General features: G+C 59.4%; 15 protein-coding genes and 2 pseudogenes. 10 read left to right on the top strand and 7 right to left on the bottom strand.

Annotated features, from left to right (window positions below):
• The first annotated feature begins 102 nt into the window (after positions 1-102).
• The 3 genes from leuS to holA are packed head-to-tail and all read left to right on the top strand — an operon-like array spanning position 103 to position 4,176.
• Positions 103-2,673 (top strand): leucine--tRNA ligase, encoded by a 2,571-nt coding sequence (gene leuS / locus V6N02_RS21255; protein ID WP_371229364.1) that lies wholly within the window; start codon positions 103-105, stop codon positions 2,671-2,673.
• Positions 2,660-3,154 carry an LPS assembly lipoprotein LptE gene (gene lptE, locus V6N02_RS21260; protein ID WP_371229367.1) on the top strand — a complete coding sequence of 165 codons (495 nt, stop codon included), beginning with the start codon at positions 2,660-2,662 and terminating at the stop codon, positions 3,152-3,154. The genes leuS and lptE overlap by 14 nt, the downstream gene beginning before the upstream one ends.
• The gene (holA, locus tag V6N02_RS21265; RefSeq protein ID WP_371229370.1) at positions 3,151-4,176 is read left to right on the top strand and encodes a DNA polymerase III subunit delta; all 1,026 of its coding nucleotides are present in this window, start codon (positions 3,151-3,153) and stop codon (positions 4,174-4,176) included. Before lptE ends, holA begins: the two co-directional genes overlap by 4 nt.
• Here holA and V6N02_RS21270 read toward each other — a convergent pair.
• Both V6N02_RS21270 and V6N02_RS21275 read right to left on the bottom strand, forming a co-directional pair.
• Complete coding sequence (locus V6N02_RS21270; protein ID WP_371229372.1) at positions 4,173-5,399, bottom strand: MFS transporter; 1,227 nt, start codon at positions 5,397-5,399, stop codon at positions 4,173-4,175. The genes holA and V6N02_RS21270 overlap by 4 nt on opposite strands.
• A gap of 7 nt (positions 5,400-5,406) precedes the next feature.
• On the bottom strand, positions 5,407-5,835 hold the full coding sequence (locus tag V6N02_RS21275; RefSeq protein ID WP_371229375.1) for a GFA family protein: 429 nt from the start codon (positions 5,833-5,835) through the stop codon (positions 5,407-5,409).
• A gap of 166 nt (positions 5,836-6,001) precedes the next feature.
• Here V6N02_RS21275 and V6N02_RS21280 point away from each other — a divergent pair, with 166 nt between their 5' ends.
• Positions 6,002-6,589: a glutathione S-transferase family protein gene (locus V6N02_RS21280; RefSeq protein ID WP_371229378.1), complete on the top strand. Its 588-nt coding sequence runs from the start codon at positions 6,002-6,004 to the stop codon at positions 6,587-6,589.
• Here V6N02_RS21280 and V6N02_RS21285 read toward each other — a convergent pair.
• On the bottom strand, positions 6,565-7,737 hold the full coding sequence (locus V6N02_RS21285; RefSeq protein WP_371229380.1) for a TIGR03862 family flavoprotein: 1,173 nt from the start codon (positions 7,735-7,737) through the stop codon (positions 6,565-6,567). The two genes, V6N02_RS21280 and V6N02_RS21285, sit on opposite strands and share 25 nt — an antisense overlap.
• Positions 7,734-9,074 carry a mechanosensitive ion channel family protein gene (locus V6N02_RS21290; protein WP_371229381.1) on the bottom strand — a complete coding sequence of 447 codons (1,341 nt, stop codon included), beginning with the start codon at positions 9,072-9,074 and terminating at the stop codon, positions 7,734-7,736. Before V6N02_RS21290 ends, V6N02_RS21285 begins: the two co-directional genes overlap by 4 nt.
• A gap of 74 nt (positions 9,075-9,148) precedes the next feature.
• Here V6N02_RS21290 and V6N02_RS21295 point away from each other — a divergent pair.
• Positions 9,149-9,316 (top strand): annotated as a pseudogene (locus V6N02_RS21295) (HNH endonuclease); the annotation flags it as partial.
• A 17-nt stretch (positions 9,317-9,333) separates the two neighbouring features.
• A complete protein-coding gene (locus V6N02_RS21300; protein WP_371229383.1) occupies positions 9,334-9,741 on the top strand; it encodes a hypothetical protein in 408 nt (135 codons plus the stop codon).
• Here the strand turns inward: V6N02_RS21300 and V6N02_RS21305 are convergent.
• From V6N02_RS21305 to V6N02_RS21315, 3 genes are all read right to left on the bottom strand, one after another.
• Positions 9,724-10,041, bottom strand: coding sequence for a type II toxin-antitoxin system RelE family toxin (locus tag V6N02_RS21305; RefSeq protein ID WP_371229386.1), 318 nt, complete (start codon positions 10,039-10,041; stop codon positions 9,724-9,726). The genes V6N02_RS21300 and V6N02_RS21305 overlap by 18 nt on opposite strands.
• A 24-nt stretch (positions 10,042-10,065) precedes the next feature.
• A complete protein-coding gene (locus V6N02_RS21310) occupies positions 10,066-10,347 on the bottom strand; it encodes a type II toxin-antitoxin system Phd/YefM family antitoxin (RefSeq protein WP_371229388.1) in 282 nt (93 codons plus the stop codon).
• A 136-nt stretch (positions 10,348-10,483) separates the two neighbouring features.
• Positions 10,484-11,446, bottom strand: a complete 963-nt coding sequence (locus tag V6N02_RS21315) for an IS1595 family transposase (protein WP_371229390.1) — start codon at positions 11,444-11,446, stop codon at positions 10,484-10,486.
• A gap of 126 nt (positions 11,447-11,572) precedes the next feature.
• Here V6N02_RS21315 and V6N02_RS21320 point away from each other — a divergent pair, with 126 nt between their 5' ends.
• From V6N02_RS21320 to V6N02_RS21335, 4 genes and pseudogenes are all read left to right on the top strand, one after another.
• Positions 11,573-11,773 carry a DUF6471 domain-containing protein gene (locus V6N02_RS21320; protein ID WP_371229474.1) on the top strand — a complete coding sequence of 67 codons (201 nt, stop codon included), beginning with the start codon at positions 11,573-11,575 and terminating at the stop codon, positions 11,771-11,773.
• Positions 11,731-12,639, top strand: a complete 909-nt coding sequence (locus V6N02_RS21325) for a hypothetical protein (protein ID WP_371229392.1) — start codon at positions 11,731-11,733, stop codon at positions 12,637-12,639. The genes V6N02_RS21320 and V6N02_RS21325 overlap by 43 nt, the downstream gene beginning before the upstream one ends.
• Positions 12,640-12,700: 61 nt before the next feature.
• Positions 12,701-12,874 (top strand): annotated as a pseudogene (locus tag V6N02_RS21330) (HNH endonuclease); the annotation flags it as partial.
• Positions 12,875-12,936: 62 nt separating this feature from the next.
• The gene (locus V6N02_RS21335) at positions 12,937-14,307 is read left to right on the top strand and encodes a multicopper oxidase family protein (RefSeq protein WP_371229394.1); all 1,371 of its coding nucleotides are present in this window, start codon (positions 12,937-12,939) and stop codon (positions 14,305-14,307) included.
• Positions 14,308-14,326: the final 19 nt, after the last annotated feature.

Here is a 14,326-nt window from a genome sequence, read left to right on the forward strand (position 1 = left end):
CCCGCGTTTCTTGCAGTATTTTCCCTATCGGGCCTAGACCGCGCGCCGCTTGCGGCCTATCACGCTGGGCGAAGATGAAGATCAGTTTAAGGGGCACAGCCCATGTCGCGCTATTCAGCCGCCGAGATTGAAGCCAAATGGCAAAAGGCCTGGGACGAGGCCGGGGTTTTCCGTGCGAGTCGCGCGGGGGACAAGCCCAAGTATTATGTGCTCGAGATGTTCCCCTACCCGTCGGGGCGCATCCATATGGGCCATGTACGCAACTACACGATGGGCGATGTGATCGCGCGTCACAAGCTGGCGACCGGCCATAACGTGCTGCACCCGATGGGCTGGGACGCGTTCGGGATGCCCGCCGAAAACGCCGCGATGGCAATCGGCGGTCACCCAAAGGAATGGACCTACGCCAATATCGACGACATGCGCGCCCAGATGAAGCCGCTGGGCCTGTCGATTGACTGGTCCCGCGAATTCGCCACCTGTGATCCCGAGTATTACGGGCAGCAACAGGCGCTGTTCCTTGATTTCCTCGAAAAGGGCCTCGTTTACCGCAAGAACGCCGTGGTCAACTGGGACCCGGTCGATATGACCGTTCTGGCCAATGAACAGGTGATTGACGGCAAGGGCTGGCGCAGTGGTGCCGATGTGGAACGGCGTGAGCTGACCCAGTGGTTCTTCAAGATCTCTGACTTTTCCGAAGAGCTGCTGGACGCGCTGGACGGGCTGGAAAACTGGCCCGCCAAGGTGCGCTTGATGCAGGAAAACTGGATCGGCAAATCGCGCGGTCTGCAGTTTGCCTTTTCGCTGATTGATGGCCCCGATGGGCATGACCGGGTCGAGGTCTATACCACCCGGCCTGACACGTTGTTAGGCGCCAGTTTTGTCGGCATTTCGCCGGATCATCCGCTGGCCAAACAGCTTGAACGGGACAATCCCGATCTCGCCGCCTTCAATGCCGAATGCCGCAAGGGCGGCACCACCGCAGAGGCGTTGGAAACCGCTGAGAAAAAGGGCTTTGATACCGGCCTCAAAGTGCGCCACCCGTTTGATATCGCATGGGAATTGCCCGTCTATGTGGCGAATTTCATCCTGATGGATTACGGCACCGGCGCGATTTTCGGCTGCCCGGCGCATGATCAGCGTGACCTCGAGTTTGCGCGCAAATACGATCTGCCGGTGGTGTCGACATACGCGCCTGCCAAGGATGACGGGTCCAGCCTGCCGGAAGATGGCGGCGATGCGTTTGTGCCGCCCAAGACCGACCCGGTGATTTATGTCCGTGGCTTTGCCGGTGAGACCGAGCAGACCGGAAACGAGGCGATCGACGCCGCCATCACCTTCTGCGAAGCACAAGGCGTGGGGCAGGGCGTGACCAAGTTCCGCCTGCGCGACTGGGGCCTTTCCCGTCAGCGGTATTGGGGCTGCCCGATCCCGGTGGTCCATTGCGACGCCTGCGGTGTGGTGCCCGAGAAGAAAGAAAACCTGCCGGTGCGCCTGCCGGATGACGTGACATTCGACGTCCCCGGCAACCCGCTGGACCGCCATCCCAAATGGCGTGATTGCGCCTGCCCGAAATGCGGCGGGCCAGCACAACGTGAGACGGACACAATGGACACCTTCGTGGACAGTTCATGGTATTTTGCCCGCTTCACGGCTCCCAATGCCAGCGCGCCTACTGATCTTGACGAGGCGGCGTATTGGATGAATGTGGACCAGTATATCGGTGGTATCGAACACGCGATCCTGCATCTGCTTTACTCGCGCTTCTTTGCCCGAGCGATGCGGATCACCGGCCACTTGCCACAGGGCTGCGACGAGCCGTTCGATGCGCTCTTCACCCAAGGCATGGTGACACATGAGATTTACGTCACCCGGGACGAAAATGATCGTCCGGTCTATCACCTGCCCGAGGATATCGAGTGGACCGAATCCGGTGCGCGGCTGGGGGCCTGTGGCACACCGGTCGAGGTGATCCCCTCGGCTAAAATGTCGAAATCCAAGAAGAACGTGGTTGATCCTGTCTCGATCATCTCGGCTTACGGCGCGGATACGGCGCGCTGGTTCGTGTTGTCCGACAGCCCGCCGGAACGGGATGTGGAATGGACGGCCTCGGGCGCCGAGGCGGCGTTCAAGCATCTCTCCCGTGTGCATCGCATCTGCAGCGAGATCGCGGTCAGTACAGATGCCGATACGTCTGACGACGAGGCGCTGCTGCGCGAAATGCACAAGGCTATCCATGATGTAACGGGCGGTGTCGAATCCTTCGGCTTCAATGCCGCGATTGCCAAGCTTTACGCCTTCACCAACACCCTGGCCAAGTCCAGGGCCGGGGCAGGGGCCAAACAGCAGGCCGCCCGCGCGCTTGTGCAACTGATGTCACCGATGACCCCGCATTTGTCCGAGGAGCTCTGGACCTTGCTGGGCGGTGACGGCCTTGTCGTTCATGCCAAGTGGCCCGAGGCCGATGCGGCCATGCTGGTTGATGACATGGTGACAATGCCGATCCAAGTGAACGGCAAACGCCGGGCGGAAATCGACGTGCCCAAGGACCTGGACAAAGCAGAGGTTGAAAAGCTGGCGCTGGCGACCCATGCTGTGATCAAGGCGCTGGATGGGGCCCAGCCCAAAAAGGTGATTGTTGTCCCCGGACGGATCGTGAATGTCGTCATTTAACCGCCGCACTGTTCTGCTTGGCAGCCTCGCCACCGCGTTGGCGGGCTGCGGGTTTACGCCTGCTTATGGCCCCGGTGGATCGGCCACGCAGCTCAATGGCACGATCCTCGTGGACGAGCCGACAACCCGACCGGCCTACCTTCTGACCCGCCATCTTGAAGACCGTCTGGGGCGTGCGTCCAATGCACAGTACGGCCTCAGCTATGCGATCAACATCTCGGAATCGGCCATCGCGATCTCGCCCAATGACGTGACACTGCGCTATAACGTGCTGGGTGATGTCACTTACGCTCTGCGCGATCTGGGCACTGGCGCGGTGGTGACCTCGGGTAAGGTCGACAGTTTCACCTCTTACTCGACCACCGGCACAACCGTGGCCACGCAAGCCTCGCAAAAAGATGCTGAAAACCGGTTGATGACCATCCTCGGTGATCAGATCGTCACACGGTTGATTGTCGCCGCCCCCGGCCTGCCCGCATGAAGCTGTCGCCCCGCGACGCCCCCCGCTATTTCGAGCGGCCCGACCCGGATCGTACCGGCCTGCTGATTTTCGGCCCCGATGCGATGCGCGTGGCCCTGAAACGCCAACAGGTGATTGCCGCGCTCGTGGGTCCACAAGGCGAAGAGGAAATGCGCCTCACGCGCATGGCCGCCTCTGACCTGCGCAAAGACCCCGCCATGCTGATGGATGCGATCAAGGCACAGGGGTTTTTCCCCGGCCCGCGCGTGGCCTTCGTGGAAGACGCCAACGACACCGTCGCTGCCGCCGTGACAGCGGCTTTGGAAGACTGGCAGCAGGGCGATGCGCAGGTGATCGTGACCGCCGGACAGCTGAAAGCCACCTCGAAACTGCGCAAACTGTTCGAGGGTCATGGCAATGCCTACGCCGCCGCGATCTATGGCAATCCACCCACCCGGGACGAGATCGAGGCAGAGCTGAAACGCGCGGGCCTTGGAGAGATTGATCGGACCGCGATGGAAGACCTCACCGCGCTGGCGCGCAGCCTTGATCCCGGTGATTTCCGCCAGACGCTGGAGAAACTGTCGCTTTACAAGCTGGGTGATGGCACACCGCTATCCTCAGATGATGTGATTGCCTGCGCACCTTCCTCGACCGAGGCGGATCTGGACGATGTGCTCAATATCGTGGCCGAGGCGCGGTTGGGCGAAATCGGCCCGGTTATGCGCCGCCTCAAGGCGCAAGGGGTCCAGCCCGTGGGGCTTTGCATCGGGGCAACCCGCCATTTCCGCACGCTTTACTCTGCCTCGGCCGATCCCGGTGGCGCGGCGCAGGGGATTGCCCGTGTGCGCCCACCGGTCTTTGGCCCAAGGCGCGACCGGATGCTGCGTCAGGCGCAGAAATGGGGGGCACCCAATCTGGAAACGGCACTGACCCTTCTGACCGAGACTGACCTGCAATTGCGCTCGGCCGGACAGCACGCGCCCGCGATGGAACTGGTGGAACGCACCCTGATCCGTCTGGCCAAGCTGGCGGCGCGTTAATCCGCCTGGGTCGCTCCGATCCGTCGCGCGGCGATAAACAGCCCCGCAAACAGCACCACACCGGCCAGCACATACCACCCCAAGATGCTGCGAATATCGCCGTAAGCCATAGTGCCTACCCGGCTGGTCGATCCCGAGGCCACATAAAGGGAACTGGCAAAAATCACCCGCCCACACAGGCTTTTGAGCGACAGGTAGGTGGCGCGGCTGTCGCTGCTCAACAACGGCTGGATGCGGGCCATGATAAAAGGTTGTGACCACGCATTGGGGACCATCCGCAAAAACAGGACAGCAATCACCATAGCCGCGTTGCTCAGCGCCATGACCGCAGACAGCCCGATCTGCATGCCAAAAGCTAGCAACACCATACCACGTAAACCCATCGCGCCGCGTATCCGCAGGGCAAATGCCGAGGCCGCAACGGAGACGCCCATCATGATCGCACTCACCGTGCCGCTGATCAGGGGTGCCTCACTGGCCAATCCAATGCCGCTCAAGGCCTCAAGAATGAAGGGTTGTCCAAAGACGAAGGGGATATGGCTGAAGACATACATCAGCAGGCTGATCACAAACAACCAGCCCAGAACCGGGTTAAGTAGCGACGCCTTGAGCGAGCGCAGACCGGCGATGCCATCCAGCGCTTCGCGATGCGCCTGCCGCGCAGGTTCGGTGCAGGCCAGAACCAGCAGCAAGACCACGAGAGCGGCCAGCGCCGTGGCCCAGAACGGCGCAGAGGGGTCTAACAATGCCAGCGCACCACCGGCCACGGCCGAAATGGCTGCGGCCGTGTAAGAAAAACGCCAGGCGCGCAATTCGTGGACCTCGATCTCCTCCTCGCGCCCTTCGGCGGCGAGGGATTCGTACAAAAGCGAACTGTCCGTGCCCGACCAGAATGCCATGCCCGCCCCGATCAGGGCCTGCCCGGCCATGAAGATGCCAAAGCTGCCACCAATGGCCAGCAAAACCACCCCGCTCAGCATCGCCAGCGCCGATGCGATCAATGTGCGCCGTCGCCCCAGCCGGTCCGACATATAGCCCGATGGCACCTCCAGCACCGTTACGGCGACCTCGTAGGTGGCATAAAGCAGGATCGCCTCGGCAGCCGAGAGGTTCTGCTGAAAGTAGAGAAACCAGACGGCCTGCCAGAAGGTCAGGCTTTCAACAAATTTGAGCCATGGGAACAGCGCGATATTGCGCGCTGTGCTGGCTTTGACAGGCGTCACTCAGCGTTCACTCAGGGGGTGCAAACATGGCAAACAACTGCTCGCCGGTGATTTGCTCGGTCTTCTGGGCAAAGCTGTACCCGCTTGGCTTAAGCTCGATAAACAACTCGCTGGTCAGGGCCATATCGCCCGGCTCATCAAGGGTTCCAACGCCCATGTGATAAGTGCCGTGGTGATCGCCGGGCGCCGTGACACGATAGTACAGGCTGCTCCCGCAGGTCTTGCAGAACGCGCGCTCGGCCCAGTCTGAAGAGGGGAAGACCGACAGGTTCTCTTCACCCTCAAAATCAACAGTGCCTGCCGGGGCCGTCATCCCGAAATAGACCCCGCCCGACCATTTCCGGCACATCCCGCAATGACAGGCCCCAAAGTCGGCAGGCGGTTCATTCATGGTGTATTTTACTGCGCCACACAGGCAGGATCCGGTCTTGGCCATGGTCAGGCTCCTTTTGGTTTGGCTGTTGATCGTATTGCGATCTTGGCTACTCCACGCTGCTGTCAGAAATTGGCGTCATCGGATCAGCGTTGCGAAGGGCCTTGCACCGGACGTTAGGCTGCGCCACGTTTGCAATCACTCACGCCGCAATCCAAGGACAGCGCCAATGTACGAAGTTATCGGAAAACGCGCCACCCGCGCCTTGCGGGTCTTGTGGATGCTTGAGGAAATCGGCCAGCCATACCAGCATATCCCCGCCGCGCCCCGCAGCGACGAGGCGGTGGCCGTCAATCCGTCTGGCAAGGTTCCGGTCCTTAGGGTGGACGACGCGATCATCACCGATTCGACGGCCATCCTGACCTATCTCGGGGATCGTCATGGCGCGCTGAGCCATCCTGCGGGCACGGTTGAACGGGCCCATCAGGATGCGCTGACCCAGCAAATTCTGGATGATATCGAGTCGCTGCTTTGGGCCGCCGCGCGCCATAGCTTTATCATGCCGGAAGAACACCGTGTGCCCGCCCTCAAACCCACGCTCAAATGGGAATATCAGCGCAATCTCGCCCGTCTGTCGGATCAACTTGTCGGTCCGTTCCTAATGGGCGATGCCATGACGATCCCCGATATCCTGCTTACCCATTGCCTGCGCTGGGCAGCGGGTGCCAAGTTCCCCGAACCGGACGCCAAATTGGCGGATTATCTAAACCGAATGGAGGGGCGACCCGCCTTTCAGACGGCGGTGGCACTGCCCTGATAACGCGCGGCGGCCTGTCCGGCCCATCGCCCGGTGGCTAGGCAGGCGGTGATCAGATAGCCGCCCGTCGGGGCCTCCCAATCCAGCATTTCACCGGCGGCAAAGGTGCCGGGGCGGGCGCGCAGCATCAGGTTTTCATCCAGCGCGTCAAAGCGCAGCCCGCCAGCCACCGAAATCGCCTCGTCCAACGGGCGCGGTCCGTTATGCGGTATCGGCAGGGCCTTGATTATAGGGGCTAGGTCATCGGGCAGCGGACGGGCAAACTCCATCAGTAGTGCCTGTTTCACCGGGTCCAGTTTTAACGTCTTGCGCAGGTGATTGCTAAGGCTGGCTCTGCTGCGTGGACGGGCGAGTTTGGTGCGCACCGCCTCTTCGCTCTGATCGGGCAACAGGTCGATATGCAAAGGCGCACCCTCGCGCATGGCTTTGGACACAGCGTAAATGCCGCCGCCCTCAATACCGCGCTCTGAAATCACGAACTCGCCGCGCGATTTCGTCGCTCCGGCAGTCAGTCGCACGCCTTTCACAGCCTGCCCAAAATGCCGCTCCGTATGCGGTGACCACGCCACCTCAAACCCCATATTGGCGGGTTGAAACGGGGCCGTGTCCTTGGCCAGATACCCGGCCCATGCCCCGTCCGATCCCAACCTGGCCCAGCTGGCCCCGCCACAGGCCAGCACCGTGACCGCGGGCGACAGGCTCTGCGTGCCATCGGGCGTGTCAAACAAAACCGCGTCACCGTCCCACCCGGTCCAGCGCCAGCGGGTGCGCAACTGCACACCCATTCCATCCAGCCGCGCCAGCCACGCGCGCAACAGGGGCGAGGCTTTCATCGCCTTGGGAAACACCCGGCCTGTGCTGCCGGTAAACAGCGGCTGTTCTAACCCTGTCGCCCAATCCTGCACCTGATCCGGTCCAAACGACTCCAGCATCGCGCGCAGTGGGGCTGCGCCTTCGTCATAGGCGCTCAAAAACGTCTCGAACGGTTCGGATTTGGTCAGGTTCAACCCGGATTTGCCCGCCATCAGAAACTTGCGCGCGGGCGATGGTTTGGCATCCGCCACCACCACCGTGTGTCCGGCCTTTGCCAGCTCCTCGGCGGCCATCAACCCTGCAGGGCCAGCGCCGATGACCAATGCCTCGCTCATGCGCCGGGCGGCGTGTCGTTGCCCAGACCACCGCCAAGTCCCCTGTGATGCACAACCTGCTGCGGGAACGGAATTTCGATGTCGTTGTCTTTCAGCGCGTTCCAGATCGTCATCATCACCACGGGGGTGAAGCGGTTCTTGCCGTCATCAATCCCGTTCACCCAGAATTCCACCGCAAATTCCACGCCGCTATCGCCAAAGGCACGCAGCTCGCAATCGGGCTTGTCGGGCTTTTGCAAGATGAAATCCAGCTTGCTGACAGCGGTTTCGATGATGCCCGGCACGATGTTGATATCAGTATCATAGCTGACCGAAAATTCCGCCTCATAGCGGTTCGCGCTGCCCTGATCGGAGTAATTGATCACCCGCGTGGTGATGAAATCCTCGTTCGGCACCACAACCCAGCGGCCATCGAAGGTCTCCAGGATCATCGCCCGCGCGGTCGTTCGCACGATGGTGCCTGAATTGCCGTCATCCAGTTCGACATAATCCCCCACGGTCGCCTGACCTTCCAGCAACAGGATCAGACCCGAGATATAGTTCGAGGCGATTTTTTGCAGGCCAAACCCGATCCCGACACCAATCGCCCCGCTCAGCACTGCAAGGCTGGTCAGGGGGATGCCCATGATGTTCATCAGGATCAGGAAGGCGACACCGAAAATGGCGATCTCGGCGGCCTTGGCAGCCAGCTGCCTTGTGGCAGGCGGCATTTCTTCCTGCGCCTGGATGTAGGTGTGGGATTGATCGTTCGACCACCGGCCCAGCCAGAAAATCACGATGCCCGCCACAAGCCCCTGCAACAGCCACAGCAGGTTGAACGACATGTTGCCCAGCGGCACGATCGTGGTTTCCAGTGCCTCGGCAACCTCATCCAGCGCCCCCAGTGCATAGATCAACGCGATCGGCAGCAGCACGTAGCGGCCCAGCAGGCGCAGCATGGGGTCTTTCAGAATGTCGCGGACAAGGATGCGCACGGCGAGAAACAGGAAAACGCGTTTACCAAAGGCGATCACATCGCCCGCGCCAAACAATTGCCGGGTCACGCTTTCGCCAATGCCGGTGAAAACATAGGCCAGCAGAGGCAGCAGCAAGGGCACGAAGATCAGCAGGAACCAGCGCACCTGCGCAAAGATCGATGTGCTGTTCGCGGCCGGAGTCAACACCCGTTTGAGCACAGGTTTCATCGCCCGGCTCAGGATCCATGCCAGAAGCCATGCCCCGATCAGCAGCGCGAATTGCGACCAGGCCGCCGGGCTCATCAACCAGGATTGGGCGATCTCCCAGCCCTGTTCCAGATAGACCAGTGCCTGCGTTACGATTTCCGGCTGGTTTTCCATACCCGCACCCTTGTCAAAAGCCGATTTACCGACATTCTCATGCCTGCCTCTGACGAAAGGTGCAAGAATTACCGATGCCCGACCCGATTTGTCCGCTCTGTGAACGCCCGATACCGGCGAACGCCCGCCAAAGCATGCACCACCTTGTTCCCAAGCTGAAAGGCGGCAAGGGCGGGCCGACCGTGTTACTGCACCAGATTTGCGGCCTTATGTATCAAACGCACCAAACATCCACCGCCGCGCTGCGCTATCATAGGGCATGACCCAACAGATACGCCTTGGCCGGATCACGGAAACCACCATTCGCAACGCTCTGCTCTATATGCGGGCGGAGTGCCTGCGGGACGGGGTGGAGGGGGTCGACCATGTTGACGCGCTCCTGCGGCTACGTGGGCATGATCCAGAGGCGTTTGGTTTTGCTGACAAGCGGCCCAAAGCCTTCCGCAAGGGGGAGCTGCGCCAGATGGTTCTGGATGCGCTTAGAGACGGGCCACAGACCGGCGCTGAGATTGCTTGCAGGGTGCAGGCCCGGAAACAGGTGCTGACCTACAAGCAGGCCTACAGGCGGGTTTATGGCTGCTTAGAGCAGCTACAACGGCGTGGGCTGGTGGTGCATGAGGGACGGGTGTGGCAAGCTCATAGCTTGGCTTTACTCAGCAACCTTTAATTTTCTGAGCGCGGTAACCAGCTTCTGATCAAGATTGGCTATCTTCCGGTAGATGGCTTTACGGTCTCCGATCAATAGTAAGACTACCCGCCCTCGGGAGAGCGGGTAGTAGATGACGCGCAAATGCGCTACCCGTGTGCGGTAGAACGCAGGGTTCGCCTTGATTTTTTCGATCTGTAGGTTGTCATCTCCCGAGCGCAGCTTGTTAAGCGCTCCCCAGACAGTCCTTTGATCTTGCTTCGATAGTTTCTTTATCGCCCTCTCTGCCTCAGGCGAGAAGATTATTTCCTTGGGGTCCACTGGTCCCTCCGCTGTTGCCTTGAACTAGTCCATGTCTAGTTCCTGTTCGATCTCATCCATGGATTTCCCTCCCTTTTCGTAGAATTCATCAAGCGATCTTTGCGCCGCTTCGGCCTCTAAGGCCGCTTCGATCTCCAACAATCGCTCAACCCGTTCCATGAACTCCATTGAAACTACCGCAACACAGCGATCTCTTTTTTGAACTACGATCTTCTCTCCGAAATGTGCGGCATCGATTAGATTGGCGAAGTTCTTTCGTGCTTCTGTGGCGGTGTATGTTTTGTTGGTCCGGTCAGCTCCTTGCATCCTTTTTTCCTCGTTATGGCAGCACCCCCACTCAATGGGCGACGCAATGGTTTTGTACAATTTGTACAATTTGTAGTCAACGTACATTTTAGACGTAATGCGCAAATTGACACATACAAATGAACAAATGGTGTATTTAAGCAGAACGCTGCCAATACCCCTTCCAGCACCGGCTGACCCGTGCGCCCATGGCGTTTCCGACCAGACGGTTCGCCAGCTCGCCATTGTCCGAGCGACGGTTGTCTTCCAGCCATGCAGCGTGGTTCGCGTACTGGTGCAGGTATTGCGGGCTAACACCATGGTGCTGCCCGTCCACCATGCGGCGCAGGCGGGAGAAGTAGCTTTCGGCCATGTTCGTGTGCTTGCCGTAGTCGCTGTAGCATTCGGAATGGTTCACGCGCTCTACGTGATAGCCCATGTGCAGCAAATCCCAATGGCTGGCCTCATCCGCTGACATGGTGGCCATGCGGCTGACGTTCTCATTTGCCAGCGCCACGCCCTCAGCCTCATTCTTCACCACGATAGGCAGGGTGCGGCCCTCACGCTCGCGCAGGGCGACCACAACGCGGCGCTTGCCGGTCTGGTGTTCTTTCAGGCGGCGATCCACGCGGTTCTCTTTCACATTGGCGGGGCGGATATGACCCCCGAAATACGCGCCATCGATCTCCACATGACCGTCCAGAACTTCGCCGGTCTGCACTTCCTCTGACATGGCCTCGCGCAGCTTGTGGGCCAGCACGAAAGCGGTTTTGTACTGGCAGTCTAGGTCGCGCGAAAGCTGGATCATGGACACGCCCTTTGAGGCGTTCACGATGATGCAGATCGCGGCCAGCAGGTCCACGAAGTCCATCTTGCGGCTGGCAAAGATTGTGCCACTGGTGACGCTGAACTGGTGGTGACAGTTTTTGCATTTGAACTTGCGACGGGTGCTGATCGAATAGGTTTCGTCATGGCTGCACCGGGGGCAAACCGCTTCGCCATTTGTCTCAGGCCAGCGCATTTCACAAAACGTCTGATAAGCCGCGTCTTCGCCTGCCTTGTAGATCGAGCGGAGGCTAAGTGTGCGGGAAGCTGCCGAGAGAAGGAAGTGTTGGGCCATTTGTATCGTATCCATTACCTATGTAACAGATATGGTACGTTGATGTATCGCTTACAAGGGCATAAGTAATAAATATGATACTTTTATTTATACAGGTGATACATGCCGGAACAAACTGAGTGGGAAATGAGGGCCGCGAACCTTCTCAAGGCAGAGTTGAAACGAAAGGGTGTGACTTACGCCCGGCTTGTTGAAAGGCTGGATGATATTGGAATCAGTGAGAAAGAGGTGAACGTTCGTAATAAGCTGTCCCGAGGGAAGTTTAGCGCGGCGTTTATGTTGCAATGTCTAAGCGCTTTGGAAACGGCTACTTTGCACTTGGATTGATCCTCGGGATAGGCGTTACTATTCTCTTCTGCCTGTCAATTTGGCCGCGTCAAATTGACAGCAATGTAGGCGATGCCGAAGGCCAACAGAGCACCACAAGTTACGCCGACAATCAAATAAGTGAAAATTCTGAACGGCATCCCCTCTGGCATTGGGACGGAGGGTTGGTGACGTCGAGCGATACGGCGGCACAGTGGATTATGATGATCTTTACAGTCATAGCCGCTGCTCTTCTGCTCGGAACTTTGATTATCACTCAACGAATGCTTAGGGACACCCGAGAGATCGGACAAGATCAATCTCGAGCCTACATTCATGCTGACAAAGCTCAATTCTTTTGGGGCAGTAATGCGATGCTCAACCCCAAAATAGTAGTTTCGGTCCGAAATTCGGGCAACACTCCTGCGAGATGGTATCAGATCAGAGCGAAGGAGTTTCTGTGGGGGGATGAAAACAGAGAGCACCTTGCTCCCAACGACTGGTCCGAAATAAGTGCCGGTGTTGAGTTTGGGGGAAAATTGCATTCCGTTCCTGCCGCTCAATCCCAAACTTCGATTGAGCTCAAACTCGAACTCACCAAAGAAGAAATTGAGAAGATAAAATTGCGAATCTTTGGGGAACTGGGTGCGGGCTTTGGGATCATTGGGGAAATAAGATACTGCAGCTATTTCGGAGAGATATTTGTAACAGGATTTTCTTTCGGGCGGGCGGGAATTCCGCCGTATGAAGTTCTCGAAGAGCGTGAAACGGGCGAATTCCACGGAATCCGAACTTCCGAAAAAATTGAACGGGCAATTTCGCTTACCCGAATGCCCTTCAACCTCAGAGCCTACCACTACGTCGGGAAAGAGAGCGATTACAGCTAGTAAAAATACTCTAATCAACGCTCAACCCTCTCGGGTTTGGTGCGTTTGATACATAAGGCCGCAGATTTGCCATAACGAAATCCATGCAACACTCACCGAGGCCGAACTGGCGCGCGATTATGCGACGATTGAGGGGTTGCGCGCGCATCCAAGGCTGGAGAAATTCATCAGGTGGGTGGCTAAACGCCCCAACGACTTTCATTCCAAAACCCCAAGCGGGCGGCGCAAGCGTTGACGCAATTCTTGACCGGGCGGGTGATCCTGACATGGTAGAAGAGGTGACTTAGGAGGGATACCATGCCGACCCGCCGCAACTTCCTGATGACAACAGCTTCCTTCGCCGTTGCACCCAGCTTGCGCGGGGCAAAGGCCGCGCCGACACCGGCAACCCTCACCGCCGCGCCCGCAAGGGTACAGATTGCACCGTCCTCTTATCCGCAGACAGATGTGTGGGCCTATAACGGGCAGGTGCCGGGCCAGACGCTGCACTATGAACAGGGCGACGTTCTGGACGTACGATTCGTCAATCAGCTGAGCGAAGGATCGACGATCCACTGGCACGGGTTGCGCCTGCCCAATGCGATGGACGGCGTGCCCAACATGACACAGCCCCCCGTTTTGCCGGGCGATCAGTTCGATTATCGCTTTGCCCTGCGCGATGCGGGCACGTTCTGGTATCACCCGCATGCCAATTCGGTCGAACAAATCTCGCGCGGATTGGCGGGTGTGCTGATAGTGAACGAACCCACGCCGCCGGATGTGGACCGGGACGAGGTGCTGGTGCTGGATGACTGGCGCATGACGCCCGAGGCGGGCATCCATGCCTCCTTCGGCAGTCGCCACGACATGTCCCATGCCGGGCGGCTGGGCAACTACATCACGGCCAATGCCCGCCCCGATCTGACTTATGAGGTGGCACAGGGCATGCGCCTGCGCTTGCGGTTTGTGAATACCGCGACGGCGCGGATTTTCCGGCTCAGTCTCAAGGGTATGAAGGCCTGGGTCATGGCGCTGGACGGGATGCCGCTGCCTGAGGCGCGCCCCGCATCCGAGATCACCATCGCCCCCGCCCAACGCGCCGATCTGATCGTGGACATCACCGATGACAGCGAGGCCCTGATCGCCTCGGTCGAACGCGAGGGCAGCTTTGCTCTTGCCGCATTTGCCGTCTCCGGCACGGCCCAGCCCCAGCGCCCCGCGCCGACGGCATTGCCGTCCAATGATCTGCCACACCTCGCCCTTGCCGAGGCCCGCACGGTTCCCTTGCTGATGGAAGGGGGTGCCATGCGGGGCCTGCCCGATGGGGCCACGTGGAAAGGTCAGCAGATGGGCTTTCAGCAACTGGCCGAGGCCGGGCAGTTCTGGGCCTTTAACGGGCGCGCCGGTTCAGGCGAGGCCCCGTTTGTCAGCGCCGGCCTGGGCGAAACCATTCGCATCCCCATCACCAATCGAACCGCCTTTTCCCACGCCATGCACCTGCACGGCACGCATTTCCGCGAGGTTCTTCCCGACGGGGCCTTGGGACCATGGCGCGACACGCTTCTGGTGGCCCCGGATGAGATGCGCGAGATCGCCTTTGTCGCCGAGAACCTAGGCGACTGGATGTTCCACTGCCACATGCCCTCGCACCAGATGGCGGGCATGATGAATTGGATTCAGGTGGTGTGAGGGTTCTCATGTTCTTGTA

The sequence above is a fragment of the Roseovarius conchicola genome (assembly GCF_041403425.1).
Classification (GTDB): domain Bacteria; phylum Pseudomonadota; class Alphaproteobacteria; order Rhodobacterales; family Rhodobacteraceae; genus Roseovarius; species Roseovarius conchicola.